Annotated in this window: 15 protein-coding genes; 8 read left to right on the top strand and 7 right to left on the bottom strand. The window is 70.4% G+C overall.

Going from position 1 to position 17,375, the window contains the following annotated elements; genetic code table 11:
• Window positions 1-5: 5 nt before the first annotated feature.
• Window positions 6-650 carry a Pr6Pr family membrane protein gene (locus tag G6G98_RS10350; protein WP_164234615.1) on the bottom strand — a complete coding sequence of 215 codons (645 nt, stop codon included), beginning with the start codon at window positions 648-650 and terminating at the stop codon, window positions 6-8.
• A gap of 180 nt (window positions 651-830) precedes the next feature.
• Here G6G98_RS10350 and G6G98_RS10345 point away from each other — a divergent pair, with 180 nt between their 5' ends.
• The gene (locus G6G98_RS10345) at window positions 831-1,271 is read left to right on the top strand and encodes a DoxX family protein (protein WP_164234616.1); all 441 of its coding nucleotides are present in this window, start codon (window positions 831-833) and stop codon (window positions 1,269-1,271) included.
• A 78-nt stretch (window positions 1,272-1,349) separates the two neighbouring features.
• On the opposite strand, the gene G6G98_RS10340 is transcribed toward G6G98_RS10345, so the two are convergent.
• From G6G98_RS10340 to G6G98_RS10320, 5 genes are read right to left on the bottom strand one after another with little or no spacing between them, the layout of a single operon-like run.
• Complete coding sequence (locus G6G98_RS10340; protein WP_243842082.1) at window positions 1,350-2,471, bottom strand: adenosine deaminase family protein; 1,122 nt, start codon at window positions 2,469-2,471, stop codon at window positions 1,350-1,352.
• On the bottom strand, window positions 2,468-3,556 hold the full coding sequence (locus G6G98_RS10335) for an ABC transporter substrate-binding protein (protein ID WP_164234617.1): 1,089 nt from the start codon (window positions 3,554-3,556) through the stop codon (window positions 2,468-2,470). Before G6G98_RS10335 ends, G6G98_RS10340 begins: the two co-directional genes overlap by 4 nt.
• Window positions 3,557-3,580: 24 nt before the next feature.
• Window positions 3,581-4,576, bottom strand: a complete 996-nt coding sequence (locus G6G98_RS10330) for an ABC transporter ATP-binding protein (protein ID WP_164234618.1) — start codon at window positions 4,574-4,576, stop codon at window positions 3,581-3,583.
• On the bottom strand, window positions 4,573-5,370 hold the full coding sequence (locus G6G98_RS10325; protein ID WP_164234619.1) for an ABC transporter permease: 798 nt from the start codon (window positions 5,368-5,370) through the stop codon (window positions 4,573-4,575). Before G6G98_RS10325 ends, G6G98_RS10330 begins: the two co-directional genes overlap by 4 nt.
• Window positions 5,367-6,191, bottom strand: coding sequence for an ABC transporter permease (locus G6G98_RS10320; protein ID WP_164234620.1), 825 nt, complete (start codon window positions 6,189-6,191; stop codon window positions 5,367-5,369). The genes G6G98_RS10325 and G6G98_RS10320 overlap by 4 nt, the downstream gene beginning before the upstream one ends.
• Before the next feature lie 147 nt (window positions 6,192-6,338).
• On the opposite strand from G6G98_RS10320, the gene G6G98_RS10315 reads away from it, so the two are divergent.
• Both G6G98_RS10315 and G6G98_RS10310 read left to right on the top strand, forming a co-directional pair.
• Window positions 6,339-7,286: a LacI family DNA-binding transcriptional regulator gene (locus G6G98_RS10315; RefSeq protein WP_164234621.1), complete on the top strand. Its 948-nt coding sequence runs from the start codon at window positions 6,339-6,341 to the stop codon at window positions 7,284-7,286.
• A 76-nt stretch (window positions 7,287-7,362) separates the two neighbouring features.
• Window positions 7,363-8,385 (top strand): LacI family DNA-binding transcriptional regulator, encoded by a 1,023-nt coding sequence (locus G6G98_RS10310; RefSeq protein ID WP_164234622.1) that lies wholly within the window; start codon window positions 7,363-7,365, stop codon window positions 8,383-8,385.
• Here G6G98_RS10310 and G6G98_RS10305 read toward each other — a convergent pair.
• Window positions 8,382-9,668: a glycoside hydrolase 5 family protein gene (locus G6G98_RS10305; RefSeq protein ID WP_164234623.1), complete on the bottom strand. Its 1,287-nt coding sequence runs from the start codon at window positions 9,666-9,668 to the stop codon at window positions 8,382-8,384. The two genes, G6G98_RS10310 and G6G98_RS10305, sit on opposite strands and share 4 nt — an antisense overlap.
• A 165-nt stretch (window positions 9,669-9,833) precedes the next feature.
• On the opposite strand from G6G98_RS10305, the gene G6G98_RS10300 reads away from it, so the two are divergent.
• The 5 genes from G6G98_RS10300 to G6G98_RS10280 are packed head-to-tail and all read left to right on the top strand — an operon-like array spanning window position 9,834 to window position 17,373.
• Window positions 9,834-11,129, top strand: coding sequence for an extracellular solute-binding protein (locus G6G98_RS10300; RefSeq protein WP_164234624.1), 1,296 nt, complete (start codon window positions 9,834-9,836; stop codon window positions 11,127-11,129).
• 41 nt (window positions 11,130-11,170) lie between these two features.
• Entirely contained in the window at window positions 11,171-12,058 is an 888-nt protein-coding gene (locus G6G98_RS10295) for a carbohydrate ABC transporter permease (RefSeq protein ID WP_164234625.1), read from the top strand.
• A complete protein-coding gene (locus G6G98_RS10290; protein ID WP_164234626.1) occupies window positions 12,055-12,975 on the top strand; it encodes a carbohydrate ABC transporter permease in 921 nt (306 codons plus the stop codon). The genes G6G98_RS10295 and G6G98_RS10290 overlap by 4 nt, the downstream gene beginning before the upstream one ends.
• Window positions 12,972-16,133: a GH92 family glycosyl hydrolase gene (locus tag G6G98_RS10285; RefSeq protein ID WP_164234627.1), complete on the top strand. Its 3,162-nt coding sequence runs from the start codon at window positions 12,972-12,974 to the stop codon at window positions 16,131-16,133. Before G6G98_RS10290 ends, G6G98_RS10285 begins: the two co-directional genes overlap by 4 nt.
• Window positions 16,134-16,155: 22 nt before the next feature.
• Window positions 16,156-17,373 (top strand): endo-beta-N-acetylglucosaminidase H, encoded by a 1,218-nt coding sequence (locus G6G98_RS10280; protein WP_208321467.1) that lies wholly within the window; start codon window positions 16,156-16,158, stop codon window positions 17,371-17,373.
• Window positions 17,374-17,375 lie beyond the last annotated feature (2 nt).

Below are 17,375 nucleotides of genomic sequence, written 5' to 3'. Positions count from 1 at the left end.
ACCGGTCATACCGGCAGCGGCACCTGACCGCGCGGGCGCACCCGGCTGATGATGACGAGCACCGTCGCGACCGCCGCGAAGATCGCGAGGGCGACACCGCTGGTGAGCAGGAACTCGGGCGGACCGGACACCTGGCGCGGGTCGAGGAAGTAGTACGGGTACCACCCGACAGACGGGCCGCGCCACATCGTCACCCCGCCCCAGCCGAGCGGGAAGGTCAGGGAGACGGGCACCACCCACCACGGGACTCCGCGGTGGCCGGGGGTGAGGATCCACGCGAGGGCGGTGCACGCGGGCAGCCAGAAGTGCAGCAGATGGTCGGACCAGGGCACGTCGACGCGGATGCCGCGCAGGCCGGCCTGCCACACGATCAGCGCGAAGGCGAGTCCTGCGGTGATCGTCCACGTCAGCACCAGGGCGAGGGCCACCGAGAACCAGCGCGGATCGGAGGGACGGTAGAACGCCAGTCCTGCGCCCAGCAGCAGGATGATCACGAGGGCGCAGTTCGACTGCACGGTCAGATAGGCGAGGAAGTTCTCGCCCGCGATCGTGCGCGAGCTCAGCCCCCAGAACAGGCGATGCACGAGGGCGGCCGTGCAGGCGGCCGCGCCGGCCAGGCGCAGTGCGCCGAAGACCGTCCGTGCCCTCACCGTCTTCGCGTCTCCTTCCGTCCTTCGCCGTTCCAGCGAGTCTACGGAGGCTTCCTGATCCGATCGGGTCGTCGGCGTCACGTACAGCCCGCGGAAATGTCGGCTTCCTAGCGTGGAGGCAGGGATCGCCCCTGCTCCGCGCCTGCGCGCGGTGTCCTGCCACGAAGGAACATCTCCGTCATGACGAACACCACCGCATCCACTCCGGCCGCCTCGTTCGGCCTCCTCATCCTCCGCATCGTCGTCGGCGCCGTCTTCGCCGCGCATGGCGCGCAGAAGATCTTCGAGTTCACCATCCCCGGCACGATCGGCAGCTTCAGCGACATGGGCGTGCCGCTCCCGGAGGTCGCCGCACCCGTCGTCGCCTTCGTCGAGCTCATCGGCGGCATCCTGCTGATCCTCGGCCTGTTCGCCCGACCCATCGGCGTCCTCCTCGCGGTCGACATGATCGTCGCGCTCATCGCCGTGCACCTTCCGGCAGGGCTGTGGGTCGGCGAGGGCGGCTACGAGTTCGTCGCCGTCCTCGGGGCCGCCGCGCTCGCGCTCGCCTTCACCGGCGCCGGGCGCCTCTCGCTCGACGGAGCCTTCCTGCGGGGCCGGGTCCCCGCCTGGATGAGCTGAGCCCGGAAGGACGAAGATCCCCGTCAGGACGGTTCCGGTGGAACCTCCTGACGGGGATCTCCCGCGAGCGGACGCGGCTCAGGCCGGCGCGAACTCCGCGTCGAGCGCGTCGATCTCCGCCTCGACCTCGGCGCGCAGCGTGTCGCGCTCAGCGGCGGGCAGCCACGAGGCGTCGACAGCGCGCAGCGCCATCGCCCGCAGCTGGGCATGAGTCGCGCCGATCTGCTCTGAGAGGATCGTGTACTCGTTCGTGAGCGTCGTCGGGAACATCCCCGGATCATCGGAGCAGGGGATCACCGACAGCCCGGCGTCGATCATGGCCCGGATGGACGCGCGCCGCCACGGGCGCCAGGAACGGCGGGATGTCGTGGACCCGACCGTGAACACGACTCCCTCATCGCGCACGCGTGCCACGACCTCCGGGTCCTCGACCACGTAGTAGCCGTGGTCGATGCGGTCGCAGCCGAGAAGGTCGAGGCAGGTGATCGTGTTCTGCGCGCTCGGCACATGCTCGGAGGAGTGCGCGGTGCGGCCGAGTCCCGCCTCGCCGGCGAGACGATACGCCTCGGCGAACCTCTCCGGAGGGCCGGCCGTCTCGAGATTGTCGAGCCCGATTCCGGCGACGTACTCATGCGGGTTGTCGACCACCTCGCGTACCTGCGCGAGCGCCGCCTCGCCGCTCTTCGAGCGGTCGATTCCCTTGATCATCCGTCCCGTCATCCCGAACTCGCGCTCGGCCATCCGGATGCCCTCCGCGTACGCCTCGACGCTTCCCGCGTACCCGAGCGAGGCGAGGTGCTCCGGCACGTCGTCGAAGAAGAGCTCGAGGTGACGCACGTTGCTCTGCCGATGTGCGTCCTCGAACGCCTCGTAGACGATGCGGGTGAGATCGTCGGCGGAGCGGAGCGCGTCGATCACCCACTTCGACGCCTGGAAGAGCGAGTACGACACCTCCGGCTCGTCGGCCGAGCGCTCCTGAGGCACGGGGATCACGGTGTTCCGGTAGAGCGCCGGATCCGGAGGCAGGGAGTTGATGTCGGCGAAGATGCGCTCGGGATCGTCCGGGAGGTCCAGCTTCTCGCGTCGCGCGAGCTCGGCGAACGTCGTCGCCCGGACGGCGCCGATCAGGTGGCAGTGCAGCTCCACCTTCGGCAGCCGTTCGATCCACCCTGCGGAGACTGCGCCTGCGGTCGGGCTCACTGGGCCGTGACCTCGCGGGCGAAGCGCTCGACCCACTCGTTGCGCGTGGGGATGAGCTCGGTCGGGTCGAGGGTCTCGAAGCCTGCGGCCACCGGGTCGACGGCGATGTCTCCGACGACGGCGGTGATCTCGGCCGGGATCTCGGCTCCGGGGTTGACCGGGAGGTCTCCGACGAGCGCGGCGGACGCCGTCTGCGCCTCGACGCCGAGGAGGTAGTCGATGAACTGGTGCGCGGCGTCGACGTTCGCAGCCCCGGTCGGGATCATCGCCCGGTTCGTCGCCATGTAGGCGCCGCTGGACGGGGCGACCCAGGCGATCGGCTCACCCGCCGCGACCAGGCTGGTCGCGAAGCCGTTGAGCGCGTCGGCCGCGACGATCTCACCCTGCGTGAGGAGGTTCGTGACCTCGGTCGACGAGCTGTAGAACTGCAGGATGTTCGGCGCCCAGTCACCCATCGTGGCGAACGCGGTGTCGGCGTCGTAGGGGCCGTCGCCATAGGTCGCCGCCACACCGCTGACGGCGAGCTGACCGGCGGTCACCGAGATGTTCGGCAGCGCGAGCTGACCAGCGTAGGCCTCGTTCCCGTAGAGATCCCAGCTGGAGGCCTCTTCGGCGGAGAGCTCGTCGGTGCGGTAGAGCGTGCCGTTGAGCTGGTAGCTGTAAGCGGGGCCGAAGTACGCGTCCTCGCGGGCGAAGTCGGCGATCTCGGCGAGAGCCGGAACGGCATCGGCGTCGACCTGTTGGAAGAGGTCGTCCTCCTGGCCGAGAGCCGCGTAGAAGTCGCTCATGAGCATCACGTCGACGCCCGGGTCGACGCCGCCGGCCAGCTGCAGCTGAGAGAGGCGGTCGGCGTTCGAGCCGGTCGCGATCTCGACCTCGATGCCGGTCGCCTCCGTGAACGGGTCGATGACCGCCTCCTGGAGCTGCTCCACGCCGAACGGGAAGGTGCTGACGACGAGCGTCTTCGGATCGCCGGCGCCCTCGGGGGCGTCGTCGGTGCCGGCGGTGCAGCCGGAGAGCGCGAGTACGCCGGCGGTGATGCCGGCTGCGAGCCCGAGCGGCCGGATGGGGAGGTGACGCGACATGGTGTCGTCCTTTCGGGAGGGGGGTCAGTCGGCGAGTGCGATCAGGCGTGACGCCGGGGCGGTGACGGTGACGGTGTCACCGGGGGATACGTGGGGGGCGCCGTCGGCACGGACGTCCGAGAGGAGCGTCGTGATGCCCGCCGCGTCGCTCGCGGAGACGGTGATGAGCAGGTCGACGCCACGGTAGGCGACATCGGTGACCGTGCCGGTGAGGGCGAGGCCGGCGGCATCCGGACGCTCGCCGGCGGTGACCGAGAGGTGCTCCGGCCGCACGGTCACCAGACCCTGCGGCGTGGTCACGAAGTTCTCGTAACCGAGGAAGTCGGCCACGAAGCGGTTCGCGGGGGATCCGAACACGTCGGAAGGCGCACCCTGCTGCATGATCCGCCCCGAGCGCATCAGCACCATCTCGTCGCTCATCTCGAGCGCTTCGTCCTGATCGTGGGTGACGAGCACGACGGTCAGGCCGGTCTCGTTCTGGATGCGCCGGATCTCGGCGCGCATCTGCACGCGCAGGCGGGCGTCGAGGTTCGACAGCGGCTCGTCCAGCAGCAGCAGCTTCGGTCGGATCGCGATCGCGCGGGCGAGGGCCACGCGCTGCTGCTGGCCGCCGGACAGTGCGCGGGGGCGGCGTGCGGCGAGGTGTCCGAGGCCGACGAGCTCCAGGCACTCGGCGACGCGGGCCGTGCGCTCCGCCTTCGACGTGCGCTGAAGTTTGAGACCGTAGGCCACGTTGTCGGCGACCGTCATGTGCGGGAAGAGGGCGTACGACTGGAAGACCATGCCGAGGCCGCGCTTCTCAGGCGGCAGGTCCGTGGCGTCCGCGCCGTCGATCAGGATCCGGCCCGAAGTGGGGCGGGTGTATCCCGCGAGCATCCGCAGCGAGGTGGTCTTGCCGCAGCCGGACGGGCCGAGCAGCGTCGTGAGCTTGCCTGCGGGGATGCTCAGGTCGATGTCGTCGACGGCGGTGAAGTCGCCGAAGACCTGACTGACGGAGACGAACTGGGCAGCGGCGTTCATCGGTTGATGCCTCCGAAGATCTTGGCGAAGCCCACTGTGCGCTCCGCGATGATGGCGATGACGACGGTCGCCGCGAGGATGAGGGTCGAGGTGGCGGCGATCATCGGGTCATAGCTCTGCTGCACGTAGTCGAGCATCGTGATCGGCAGGGTCTGGGTGGTGCGGCTCTGCAGCAGGAGCGAGAGCGGCACGTTGTTGAACGAGGTGATGAAGCTGAGCAGCGCGGCGGAGAAGATGCCGGGACGGAGCACGGGCAGCGTCACCGTCCAGAACGCGCGCCATGGCGAGGCGCCGAGTCCGCGCGCGGCCTCCTCCAGGCCGGCGTCGGCGCCCACGAGCGCCGCACCGGTCACCCGCACCGCGTACGGAAGCAGCAGTGCGGTGTGGCCGAGCAGGAGCACCGGGAAGTTGTCGATGCGGAAGGTGACGATGAGCTGCTGGAACAGAGCGAGGCCCACGACGAGCTCGGGCACGATCAGCGGGGAGAGGAACAGCCCCTCCACGATGCCCCTGCCGGGGAGTTTTCCGCGGTAGATGGCCAGCGTCGCGGGGACGCCGACGAGCAGCGCGAGCACCGTGGCGAGGATGGCGATCTCGGTGCTCGTCAGGAGAGAGCGTACGAACGGCGCGTAGCTGAGGGCCTCGCCGAACCACTGCAGCGAGAAGCCCTCCGGAGGGAACCTGAGCGTGCTTCCGCCGGTGAACGCGGTCGCCACGACGAAGAGGATCGGCACGATCATCACGATGTAGCCGGCGACGGCGAGCGCGGTCGCGATCGGGCGGCGGGTGTTCACGACGTCGCTCCCTTGCGTCCGACCGTCGTGGCGACCGCCGAGACGGCGAACACGAGCACGGTCATGATCAGTGCTGTCGCGGAAGCGCTCGCCCAGTCGATCGTGACGCTGGCGTACGAGAACAGCTGGGTCGAGAGCATCCGGTTTCCGGACCCGCCGAGCAGGTACGGCGTGGTGTACGCCGTCACCGAGCCCGCGAAGACCAGGGTCGACGCGACGACGATCCCAGGCAGGGACAGCGGGAGGACGACGTCCCAGAACGTGCGGATGCGGGAGGCTCCCAGTCCTCGTGCGGCATCGTCGAGGCCCGCATCGACCTGGGACACCGCGGAATAGCAGGTGATGATCGCGAGCGGCAGGAACAGCTGGGTGAGACCGAGGATGATCGCGAGCGGTGTGTAGAGGAGCTGCGGGGCCTTGTCGACGAGGCCGAGTCCGGTGAGCAGCTGGCCGATCGCACCGTTCGATCCGAGGACGACGAGCCAGCCGAAGGTGCGGACGACGTTGCTCAGCAGCAGCGGGAAGATCGCGAGGGCGAGGAAGACACCGGCCCAGCGCGAGGTCGAGCGGGCCAGCAGGTAGGCGGTCGGGAAGCCGAGGCACACGCAGATCGCGGTGACGACGAGTCCCAGCAGCAGCGTGCGGCCGATGATCGCCAGGTCGTAGGGGTCGGTGAGCATCTCGCCGAGACGCACGAAGATGTCGGATGTCGCGGTGCCGGGCGGGGCGAGGAGCATCGCGAGCGACGGAACCAGGAAGCCGATGAGCAGGAAGGCGAGCCCCGGCAGCAACAGGAGCGCTGGTGTGAGTCGGGTCCTCATCGCTGCCTCCAGATTCGTCAATGTAACCGGTTGCATGACACAGTACGCGTTGGAGGGAGTTTGCGCCAGACTTGGAGTAACATCTGTCCTGCGGGATCATGAAACCGGTTGTTCGAACAGCGCGGTCGAACCGGCAGGGGAGGGCGAATGGCGACGATCGCAGACGTCGCGATGCTCGCAGGGGTGTCGAAGGCCACCGCGTCCCGCGCGTTCTCCCGGGCCGAGATGGTGTCGCCTGCGACGGCTCAGCGCGTACGCGAGGCCGCCGAGAAGCTCGGCTTCGTCGCGAACAACGCCGCCCGCCAGCTCGCCGGCGGACGCACCGGCATCGTGGCGCTCGTCGTGCCGACTCTCGACAACAGCTTCTTCACGCCCATCATCGGCGGCGCCCAGGCGTGCGCCGACGCGGCGGGGCTGCAGCTCACGGTCGTCGTGCACAACCTCGCGCACAGCGGCGATCTCCTCGCGTTCGAGCGGCTTTCGCGACAGGTCGACGGCTTCATCATCGTGGCGCCGCTCGGCACCGACGACCTCGTCGAGGCGGTGGCCGGCCGCAAGCCCACGGTGCTCGTCGACCGCGAGACCGAAGGGGTCTCCTCGGTCGTGGCGGACACGGGGACGGCCTTCGGCGAGCTGGCCGCGCATTTCATCCGCAGCGGGTACCGGCGACTCGTCTACGCCGGAGGACCCGCCGGGTCCTGGCAGGATCGGCAGCGAGAGGCGGCAGTCCGGGCGGCGGCGGAGCGATCGGGCGTCGAGGTGGAGGTGGTCGGGCCGTATCCGCCCACTTTCGCCGCCGGGATCGGAGCCGCCGCCGAGATCCGATCGTTGAAGCCGGATGCGGTCATCCCCTACGCCACGGCGCTGGGTCTCGGCGCTCAGTACGCGTATCTCTCCGCGGGGGAGCAGCCGCCCGTGGTCAGCTCGGAGCGGGCCATCGTGCAGGCGCTCGGTCTGCGCGACGTTCCCGCGATCGACGTCGACGGGTCGGAGCTCGGCCGGATGGCGGCGCAGGCGCTCATCCGTGAGATCGAGTCGCCGGGCGCGGCACCGCAGCGCCGGCGGCTCCGGGTCCCGGTCGAGTGGGGCGCCTGAGCGAGGGAGCGGCACCGGGCGCGTGGATGCAAGGGATCCCGGGTCCTGAGCGAATCTGAATCGCTACAGTTGTCGCATGTCCAAAGCGAAGCGCGTGACGATCACAGACATCGCGCGGCTTGCGGGGGTCTCGCCGGGCGCGGTGTCGTTCGCGCTCAACGGGCGGCCAGGCGTCAGCGAGCAGACCCGGCAGCGCATCCTGGACATCGCCGCGCAGCACCAGTGGGAGCCGAGCTCGGCGGCGCGGGCCCTCGTCGGCGCCCGGGCCGGCGTCATCGGCTTCGCGGTGAACCGTCGCGCCGAGACCCTGGGCGCCGAGGCGTTCTTCACCGACCTCATCGCCGGCGCGCAGTCGGCCCTCGCGGCACGGCGGATCGGTATGCAGATGGTGCTCGTCTCCTCGATCGAGGAGGAGGTGGCCACCTACCGTCGCTGGAGCAGCGCCAACCAGGTCGACGGCGTGCTCGTGATCGACCCGCTCGAGGACGATCCGCGCCTGGCCGTGCTCGCCGACCTCGGGCTCCCCGCGGTCGTGATCGGCGGCCGGGCCTCCGAGCCGGGTCATCCGGCGACCATCTGGCTCGATGACAGCCAGGTCGCGCACGAGCTCTTCGGCTACCTGGGATCCCTCGGGCACCGCTCGATCGTCTACGTCGCCGGGCCCGCCGAGTTCCAGCACACCCGGCTGCGCACCGACGTGCTGGCCGGCCTCGCCGCCGGCGGCATCACCGGGGAGGTCATCGCGACGGACTACTCGCCGGCCTCGGCATCCGCCGCCACCCGGCGGCTGCTCGACCGCGAGGATCGCCCGTCGGCGATCGTCTTCGACAACGACGTCATGGCCATCGCCGGATTCCGGGTCGCGCAGGAGAGGGGCGTCGCCGTGCCCGGAGACCTCTCGATCGCCTCCTTCGACGACTCCGTCGTCGCGGGCCTGGTGCACCCGTCGCTCACCTGCATCACCCGCGACACCTTCGGCCTGGGAGCGGATGCCGCCGCCTTCCTGCTCGCCCAGATCGACGCGCCCGGCATCCTGGAGGACCGGAGGGGCGCCGCCCCGCGGCTCACCGTGCGGGAGAGCACGGCGGCCCCGCACTAGACGACGGTGTTCTGCGAGGAGTAGGGGGCGCCGGAGAGGGCGGGGCGGACCAGCTCGGTGATGCCGCGCGCCGCGAGGACCTCGGGCCTGTCCGCATCCGCCGAGGTGACGAAGGCGGGGTCTGCGCCGTCGGTGCAGGCGTCGACCCATGCCTGGAAGACGGAGCCGCCGGGGGCCATCGCGCTGCGGCTGACCGGCGTCTCCTGCTCGTCGACCTCGACCACGATGCCGAGGCTGCGGGCGGGCGGCTCCCGGCGCTCGCGCAGCTCGGGGATGATCTCTGCGAACCGGCGGCCGATCGGCTTCGCCGCGCCGTCCTGGTCGACGAGGCCGAGCGTGTACTCGAGCTCGGGGAAGTCGGCGAGGGCGCGGCTCACGTCGTGCGAGCACCACCAGGTCACGCCCCAGAGGTTCTCCGTGCGCGCGGCGGAGCGCACGGTCGCCTCGAGGAAGTCCGGCGTCTGCCCGGGGGCGAGGCAGTTCGACGGCGCGCCGACCTCCTGCAGCCAGATCGCCCGGCCCGGATCGGTGGCGAAGGCGCGCGCGAGCTCGATCATGTACTCGGCGTGCCGGTCGGATGCCACGGACCGGCCGCCGTACTTCTGCGCGGTGCCGTTGAAGATCCAGGAGTGCACGGTGGTGATGTCGCCGAGCCGGGAGGCGAGGGCGGGGGTGAAGCCGTGCCCGTCCATGTACCAGGCGGCGTCGTATTCGCTGTGCACGTGCTGCTGCGCGGGAGCGACGGCGTGCGCGGCGTCGAGGAGGGTGGTGATCCAGTGCGCGGCCTCGGCCTCGGTGACCGGCCACGGGGAGGGGTGGTTCGCGGCCGAGAACTGGTTCGTCTCGTTGCCGAGGGTGAATCCGAGGAAGTTGTCCGCGTCGCGGAGCCGCTCGCCGAGCCGGGTGACCAGTGCGACCTGGCCGCTGAGCGCGTCCGGGTGGGTGAACATGTTCTTGTCGTGCCAGGTGAACAGCCAGGACGGGATGAAGTCGAAGCTCGACAGGTGCCCCTGGATCACGTCGACGCTCGCGTCGAGCCCGAACTCGCGCGCCATGTCGACCACAGCCCGCACGTCCTCGACGGCCTCCTCGCGGATCAGCGTGCGGTTCGGCTGCAGCTGCGTCCACAGCGGGAGGATGCGCACGTGGTCGAGGCCGAGCTCGGCCAGGGCCTCGAAGTCGCGCCGCACCTCGTCGAGGTCGAGGGCCATCCAGGCGTGCATCCACTGCGAGCGCGGCGTGTAGTTCGCGCCGAACCGGAGCGGGGCGGTCGAGCGGGGCATCGCTGTCCTTTCGAGGGTGAAGCCGCGGGTCGAAACGGATCCGAGGGTGGACGCTCCGAGAGCCGGTGTGCCATGCTATGGTCACTATACCGTTTTAGTAGGGCTTGTGACAGCGACTCGAACGGAGCGCAGCAGCAGCCTGGACCACTTCGAAGGAGAACGTCCATGAAGTTCCGAATGACAGCAGCCGCGGGCATCGCGGCAGTGGCGTCCCTCGCCCTCGCCGGGTGCACCGGCGCCACGGGCGGCGGGGGAGCGGCCGGCCCGATCGACACGGACGGAGAGCTCAGCGGCACCATCCAGTTCCAGACCTGGTCTCTGAAGAACGAGAAGTTCACCCCCTATTTCGAGGACCTCATCGCCGAGTTCGAGGAGGAGCACCCGGACGTCATCGTCGACTGGATCGACCAGCCCGGCGACGGCTACCAGGACAAGATCCTCAGCCAGGCCAACTCCGACACGCTCCCGGACGTGCTCAATCTGCCGCCGGACATCGCCTTCCCCCTGGTTCAGGCCGGCAAGCTCATGGACCTCGCCGCGGCGGACCCGGAGCTCGAGGAGGGGTACAACGCCGGGGGCTGGGCGGCGTACAGCCAGTTCACGGGTGTCGAGGGCACCTACGGCCTGCCCTGGTACCTCGGCAGCGACCTCTCCTGGTGGAACCTCGAGAAGCTCGCGCCGTACGGCGTCACCAAGGCCGACCTGCCGGCCGAGACGTCCGACTGGCTCGAGCTCGCCAAGACCGTGGCCGCCGACTCCGGAGGCAGCGTCCAGCTCGTCTCCTCGATGCCGGGGCTGGACACCTTCGTCTCCGCGGGCATCGACATCATGGACGAAGACGGCGCCTTCATCTTCGACACCCCCGAGGCGGTGGAGATCGTGCAGCAGTACGCCGATGCCTACGCCGCCGGCGCGATGCCCGCCGAGGCGCTGACCGGCAGCTACGCCGGCAACGCCGAGATGTACCTGCAGGGCAAGGTCGCCTACACGACCGGCGGCTCCGGCTTCGCCGGAGACCTGCGCACCAAGGCGCCGACGCTGCTCGAGCAGACCACCGCCACGGCGCGCCCCGGCATCCCGCCGCTGTTCGTGCAGGGCCTGAACGTCTCCGCAGACACCGAGAACCCGTCGGCCGCGCTCGCCTTCGCCGAGTTCGTCACGAACGAGGAGAACCAGGTGGAGTTCGTGAAGCTCGCCGTCGGCTTCGCCCCCGGCACCGCCGAGGGCGCCGATGAGGTCGTCTCCTCGGTGTCCGCCGACCTCGACCCGGCGCAGGCCGAGGCGATGACCGTCATGTTCGACGCCCTCAGCACCGCCGAGGCCACGCCGTTCCAGTGGACCGGCGCGATGACGGACTACCTCAACCAGCAGATGGCGCTCGCGATCCGAGGCGATCTCGGCGCTGAGGAGGCGCTGGGCAAGATCGTCGAGTACGCGAACGACAACCGCATCGACCAGTAGCCGCGCAGCGCAGGCACCAGCACCCCGAGGAGGAGACTCGCATGAAATCGCACAGATGGTTCACCCCCTGGCTTCTCATCGGGCCCGCAGTCCTCTGGGTGCTGGTGTTCTCGCTGTGGCCGTTCCTCAACACGGTGATGCTCAGCTTCACCGATGCGCGGCCGCTGCGACCCGCGAACCCGGTCGGTTTCGCCCAGTACGAACGGCTCCTCACCGACGAGCAGTTCCAGTACGCGCTCATCACGTGCCTCATCTACGTCGTGGTGTGCGTGCCCCTGCTCACGATCCTCCCGCTGCTGCTGGCACTGCTGGTCGAGAAGAACATCCCCGGCATCGCCGTCTTCCGGACGACGTTCTACTTCCCGGTCATCGCCTCGGTCGTCGTCGTGGCGCTGATCTGGAGCTGGCTCTTCGACAGCAAGGGCGTGATCAACCAGGCACTCGAGTTCATGGGCATCGTCGATCAGCCGATCGCCTTCCTCGTCGACCGCTGGTGGCTGCTCGGCTGCGCCATCCTGCTCACGGTGTGGAAGGGCGTCGGGTACTACATGGTCGTGTACCTCGCCGCCCTGGGCAACGCGGGCAAGGAGCTGCACGAGGCCGCCATGCTGGACGGCGCGGGCAGCTTCCGCCGCTTCCTCAGCGTCACCATCCCCAGCGTGCGCGGGGCGATGCTCCTCATCTCGGTGCTCATCGCCGTCTCCGCGATGCGCGTGTTCACCGAGCTGGACATCCTGTCCAACGGCACGGGCGGCCCCGGCGGCTACGACATGTCCATCGTGATGCTGATCCGCCAGGTCGGCTCCGGCCTCAACGGCAACCTCGGCTACGCGGCCGCCATCAGCGTCGTGCTCTTCCTGCTGACGCTGATCCCGCTCACGGCGATCGCCCTGCTGAACCGGGAGAAGAAGGCGAAGGTTCCCGCATGACCCTCACCGCAGATCGCGAGACGACCGCCCCCGCCGCGCAGAGCCTGCCGCGCGAACGCCGCTGGCGGCGCAAGGGCTCCGGCGACTTCAGCAAGCCGACGCTCGCGTCGCTGATCCTCCGCTACGTGCTGCTGCTCTTCGTCCTCGTGCTCGTCATCGGCCCGTTCCTCTGGCAGCTCTCGACCTCCTTCAAGGGTCCGGCCGACGACCTGTACACGTTCCCGCCGAACCTCTTCCCGGTCGATCCGACGCTGGAGAACTACAGCAAGGTCACCGACATCGTCCCGGTGTACACCTACGCCTGGCACTCGCTGCTCGTCGCGGTCGGGTCCGTCATCACGAATGTGGTGCTGTCGGTGTTCGGCGGCTACGCGCTGGCATGCATGAGGTTCCGCGGCAAGATGATCGCGCTCGGCATCCTCGTGTCCACCATGCTGCTCCCCGGCGAGGTCACCATCACGAGCAACCTGCTCACGATCAACGCGCTCGGCCTGGCCAACACCCTGTGGGGCGTGTTCCTGCCGGGAGCGATCGCCGCGATGAACGTGCTGCTCATCGCCACCGCCTGCCGGATGATCCCGAAGGACGTGCTGGATGCGGCGACCGTCGACGGGGCCACGACCTGGCAGCGCATCCGCCACATCGTCTGGCCCAACGTGCGCGGCATGGCGAGCGTGGTCGCGATCTTCACCTTCATCGGCGCCTGGGACGACTACCTCTGGCCGCTCATGGTGCTGACGAACCCGAACAACTACACGCTCACGGTCGGAATGGCGTATCTCAACAGCAACTTCTCGCCCGATCCCCGGCTCATCGCGGCGGGCACCATGGTCGCCCTGATCCCGATCATCGTGCTGTTCTCGATCATGCAGCGCTTCTTCTTCCGCGGCGTCCAGGAGGGGGCGGTCAAGGGATGACCCTCCCCACCCTGCGGGCGGCGGACGGACCGGCGGATCCGCCGTCGTCCCGCCCTTCGTCCGGGGTGCTGGGCGGGCAGGTGCTCGCCTTCCGCTTCGACGCCTCCGAGGGTGTCCAGCGTCTCGCGATCCCCGGCGAGACCGACGTGGAGATCGCTCGGGACGCCCTGCTGCACTGGGCCTTCTACGCGGACGGCCCTGCTGCCACCCACGCGCCGCACTCGGCGCTCGCCGTGACGGTGGACGTCGTGTTCGACGACGGCTCGCGGCTCTCGGACGATGTCCGCGTGCGCGACCGCTACGGCTTCGCGGTCACCCCCGACACCCAGTTCGCGGCGGCCTGGTCGATGCCCGAGCAGTGGAACGCAGACAGCGTCTCGCTCGCCCCCTGGTCGGGGCGCCGCGGCACGGTCGAGGTCGTGCTCGGCGCCGTCGGACTGGCCGGAGAGGCATCCGGCTTCGTGGAGATCGCCTGGGGACGGATGCCGGAGGAGCCGGGCTCGCTCTCCGACCTCGTCGACACCCGCAGGGGCAGCCACTCGGGCGCGCGCTTCTCACGCGGGAACACGATCCCGATCGCCGCGGCCCCGCACGGGTTCTGCTTCCTGACCCCCGCGACCGACGCGTCGGATCCGCGCTGGCCGTACCGCTGGTCGGTGCACGACGACGCCGAGGGGCGCGCGCTCGAGGCGATCCAGTTCTCGCATCAGCCGAGTCCGTGGATCGGCGATCGCGGGGTGCTGCAGCTGATGCCGTTCCGGGGGGAGCCGACCTCCGACCGCGCCGCCCGTCGTCGCCGGATCGTTCCCGGCACGGAGCGGGCGCGCCCGTACGGATACCGTGCCGAGCTCCGCGGGGGCCTCGCCGTCGAGGCGACGCCGACGTCGCATGGCGGCGTCTTCCGTGTCCTGGCCGACGACCCCGCCGCGGCGATCGGCTTCGTGATCGACCAGGTCGACGACGGGGGCCGCCTGCGGATGCACGCCGGCGGCGCCTTCGACGGCTGGATTCCCGAGGGGAGTGCCGACTGGGGCAACCCGCCGCGGACCTACTTCGCCGGAGTGGTCCTGGGCGACGCCGCGACCGGGATGCTGACGGATGCCGGTCGTCCCTCCGTCGCCGGGTACGTCGGCGGGACCGGCGTCGTCGAGGTGCGCATCGCGCAGTCCTTCCTCTCGGTCGAGGAGGCGCGCCGCTCGCTCGAGGAGGAGCTGCCGGCGCACATCGGCTTCGACGAGATCCGCGAGAGATTGCGGGAGCGGTGGGATGCCCTGCTGGGCGCGGTGGAGGTCCCCCGTTCCGAGGACCAGCCGCATGCGATGCTCGCGCAGCGGGAGACCCGGGAACGGATCGCGAGCGCCCTCTACCGGCTGCATCTGTACCCGAACGACGCTTCCGAACGGGGTCGCTTCGCCGATCCGTTCGCCCCCGCCGGCCCGCATGGCGAGGAGACGACGGGCGCGCCCGTGCGCCGGGGCGGGCTCTTCGTGAACAACGGCTACTGGGACACCTACCGCACGGCCTGGGCCCTGCTGGGCCTGGTCGACCCGCGGGGGACGGAGCGGATGCTCGACGGCATCCTCGAGCAGTGGCGCCGTGGCGGCTGGATGGCGCGCTGGAGCGCTCCCGGCTACGTCGACTCCATGGTGGGCACCTCGAGCGACCAGATCCTCGCGGACGCCGAGCGCTGGGGCCTGGCGCTCGCCGACGCCGAGGCGCTGGAGAGCGCCTGGCGCAACGCCTGCGAGCCGAGCGCCGACCCGCGCCGCGGGCGCAAGGGCATCGGACGCGGCCGGTTCGCAGGATACGTGTCCTCCGCGGTACCGGAGGGGATGAGCTGGAGCCTGGAGAACGCGGTGTCGGATGCCGCGATCGGCCGTCTCGCGTCGAGGCTGGCCGCACGCGGCGGGCCCGAGGCCGCCCGGCACCGCGCATTCGCCAGGTACTTCGCCAATCGCTCGCGCTCCTACCGGTCGCTGTTCGATGACGGGCACGGGTTCTTCCGCGGACGCGACGAAGCAGGCCGCTTCGGCGACGAGCCGTTCGATCCGCGCGTATGGGGCGGCGACAACGTGGAGACCAACGCCTGGGGCATCTCGGTGAGCGCCGTGCACGACGGAGCAGGGCTCGCGGCCCTGCACGGCGGGCCGGCGGGGCTCCGCGCCCACCTCGATCGTCTGTTCGCCGAGCCGGAGACCGGAGACGAGGCCTTCGGCGGCTCGTACGGCACCGTGATCCACGAGCAGCGCGAGGCCCGGGCGCAGCGCTCCGGCATGTGCGCGATCTCGAACCAGCCCGCCCACCACATCCCGTGGATGCACGTGCACGGCGACGAGCCGTGGCGGGCCGGCGCCCTCGTGCACGGCCTCGCCGAGCGGCTGTTCGCCGGCGCGATGATCGGTCAGGGCTTCCCCGGCGATGAGGACAACGGGGAGATGAGCGGTTGGTGGCTGTGGGCGGCCCTCGGCCTGTACCCGCTGGAGCTCGCCTCCGGCGAGCTGCGCATCGGCTCCCCGCTGCTCGACGAGGTCACCGTGCGCCGCGGCGACGGCATCCGCCTGCGCATCCGCTCCGTGCGGGAGGAGGTGGACGCCCGCTTCCTCGTCGGGGCCAGGCTGAACGGCGCGCCGCTGGACCGGCCTGTGCTGCCCGTCGACGCCCTCCGCGGCGACACCGAGCTGGAGCTGGTCTTCACGAGCGACGCCGCGACCGCGGCCCGCAGCCCGCTGTGGTCCGTGCGGGAGACGCCCCTCGCATGGCATCCGGACCTCACGGCCGGCGGCGGCGCGCCCGCCGGAGCGGCCTTCGGCAGGCCGGAGCTCTTCGACGACCGCGGTGAGACCGCGGTCGCGCTCGCCGTGGGAGAGTCCGCAGGCTGGAAGTTCCGCGCGCCGACGAAGGTCACGGAGGTCTCCATGACGGCCGCTGCCGAGGCGCCCGCCGATGCGGTCGTCTGGGAGTCGAGCGACGACGGCGTACGGTGGGCCGCGGTTCCGACGACGCACTCCGAGGCCCTGCACGCGGACCGCACGACGCCGTTCGCCTTCACCCGTCCCGTCACCGCGCGGATGCTCCGCGTGCGCGCCGTGGCACCGCTCGCGCTGACACAGCTCGAGCTCTTCGACCTGGGCGGAGACCCCGCCCCGGACCTGCGATGACGCAGAGAGAGGTACGAGGTTCATGATCGATTCGAACGAGAAGCGTCACAGCCGACGCCGTGCACGATGGACGGCCTTCGCGGCGGCCTGCCTGGCCGTCGCGGGACTGGGGGTGCCGGCCACGGCATCCGCCCAGACTGCGCCCCCGAACCCGGATGACGACCCGAAGCGCGTCGTGTACGTCGAGGTCAACAGCAACGACATGGCGAACGTCGCCGACTACTCGCTCGAAGGCACCCAGCGTCCCGCCTTCGACATCGCGATCATCTTCGCGGCGAACATCAACTACGACACCGCCGCCCAGAGCGCGTACCTGCACCTGAACGAGCGGGTCACCGAGACGCTGCAGGATGCCGAGAACCAGATCCGTCCGCTGCAGGAGCGCGGCACGAAGGTGCTGCTGTCCGTCCTCGGCAACCACCAGGGGGCCGGCATCGCGAACTTCCCGACCAGGGAGGCCGCCGCGGCGTTCGCCGACGAGCTGGCCGCGGTCGTCGAGCAGTACGGCCTCGACGGCGTCGACTTCGACGACGAGTGGTCGAAGTACGGCGAGAACGGCACAGGACCGGCGAACGAGTACTCGTTCGTGTACCTCGTCGAGGAGCTCCGCGAACGACTCGGCGACGACAAGCTCCTCACCTTCTACAAGATCGGCGAGGCGGCGGAGGCCACCGAGTACGACGGCATCCGGGCCGGCGACCTGCTCGACTACGCCTGGAACCCCTGGTACGGCTACTGGTGGGTCCCGGAGACCGCGGGCATGGACGCTTCGCGGCTGGCCCCGGGAGCGATCAACCTCACCGCGACGAGCCAAGGCACTGCGGCGGCCTTCGCGCAGCGCACCGCCGACGAGGGCTACGGGGCGATCGTCACGTACAACCTCACCGCCGGCGACCACTCCGGGTACCTGTCGTCGATCACTGAGCCGCTCACGGGCCTGCGCACCGCCTACCGGGCGCCCTGGTACGACGTGGACGTCGACGCGACCGCGACCTGCGCGGGCGACGATGTGAAGCTCAAGGTCCGCGTGGCGAACGCCGGCGGAGTGTCCGTGGATGCCGAGGTCGTGTCGTCGCTGGGCAACCGAGTGCTCACCGGCATCGCCGCCGGCGAGGACGCGGTGGCCGTGCACCGGGCGAAGGGCGACGCGATCGCCGACGGCGCGGTGCGGGTGAGCCTCGGCGGCCCCGACGGCGCGAGCGCGATCGACGCCGTGTACACCGTGCCGGACTGCGGCTGACC

The organism is Microbacterium hydrocarbonoxydans (assembly GCF_011752045.1).
Taxonomy (GTDB): Bacteria; Actinomycetota; Actinomycetes; order Actinomycetales; family Microbacteriaceae; genus Microbacterium.
The sequence above is the reverse complement of the archived record's forward strand: the minus strand, read 5'-3'. Positions and strand labels throughout refer to the sequence as shown.

Coding starts and splice junctions, on each gene's coding strand:
- G6G98_RS10345 (WP_164234616.1), top strand. CDS start 831: ATGACGAACACCACCGCATCCACTCCGGCCGCCTCGTTCGGCCTCCTC.
- G6G98_RS10335 (WP_164234617.1), bottom strand. CDS start 3,556: ATGTCGCGTCACCTCCCCATCCGGCCGCTCGGGCTCGCAGCCGGCATC.
- G6G98_RS10330 (WP_164234618.1), bottom strand. CDS start 4,576: ATGAACGCCGCTGCCCAGTTCGTCTCCGTCAGTCAGGTCTTCGGCGAC.
- G6G98_RS10320 (WP_164234620.1), bottom strand. CDS start 6,191: ATGAGGACCCGACTCACACCAGCGCTCCTGTTGCTGCCGGGGCTCGCC.
- G6G98_RS10315 (WP_164234621.1), top strand. CDS start 6,339: ATGGCGACGATCGCAGACGTCGCGATGCTCGCAGGGGTGTCGAAGGCC.
- G6G98_RS10310 (WP_164234622.1), top strand. CDS start 7,363: ATGTCCAAAGCGAAGCGCGTGACGATCACAGACATCGCGCGGCTTGCG.
- G6G98_RS10305 (WP_164234623.1), bottom strand. CDS start 9,668: ATGCCCCGCTCGACCGCCCCGCTCCGGTTCGGCGCGAACTACACGCCG.
- G6G98_RS10300 (WP_164234624.1), top strand. CDS start 9,834: ATGAAGTTCCGAATGACAGCAGCCGCGGGCATCGCGGCAGTGGCGTCC.
- G6G98_RS10295 (WP_164234625.1), top strand. CDS start 11,171: ATGAAATCGCACAGATGGTTCACCCCCTGGCTTCTCATCGGGCCCGCA.
- G6G98_RS10290 (WP_164234626.1), top strand. CDS start 12,055: ATGACCCTCACCGCAGATCGCGAGACGACCGCCCCCGCCGCGCAGAGC.
- G6G98_RS10285 (WP_164234627.1), top strand. CDS start 12,972: ATGACCCTCCCCACCCTGCGGGCGGCGGACGGACCGGCGGATCCGCCG.
- G6G98_RS10280 (WP_208321467.1), top strand. CDS start 16,156: ATGATCGATTCGAACGAGAAGCGTCACAGCCGACGCCGTGCACGATGG.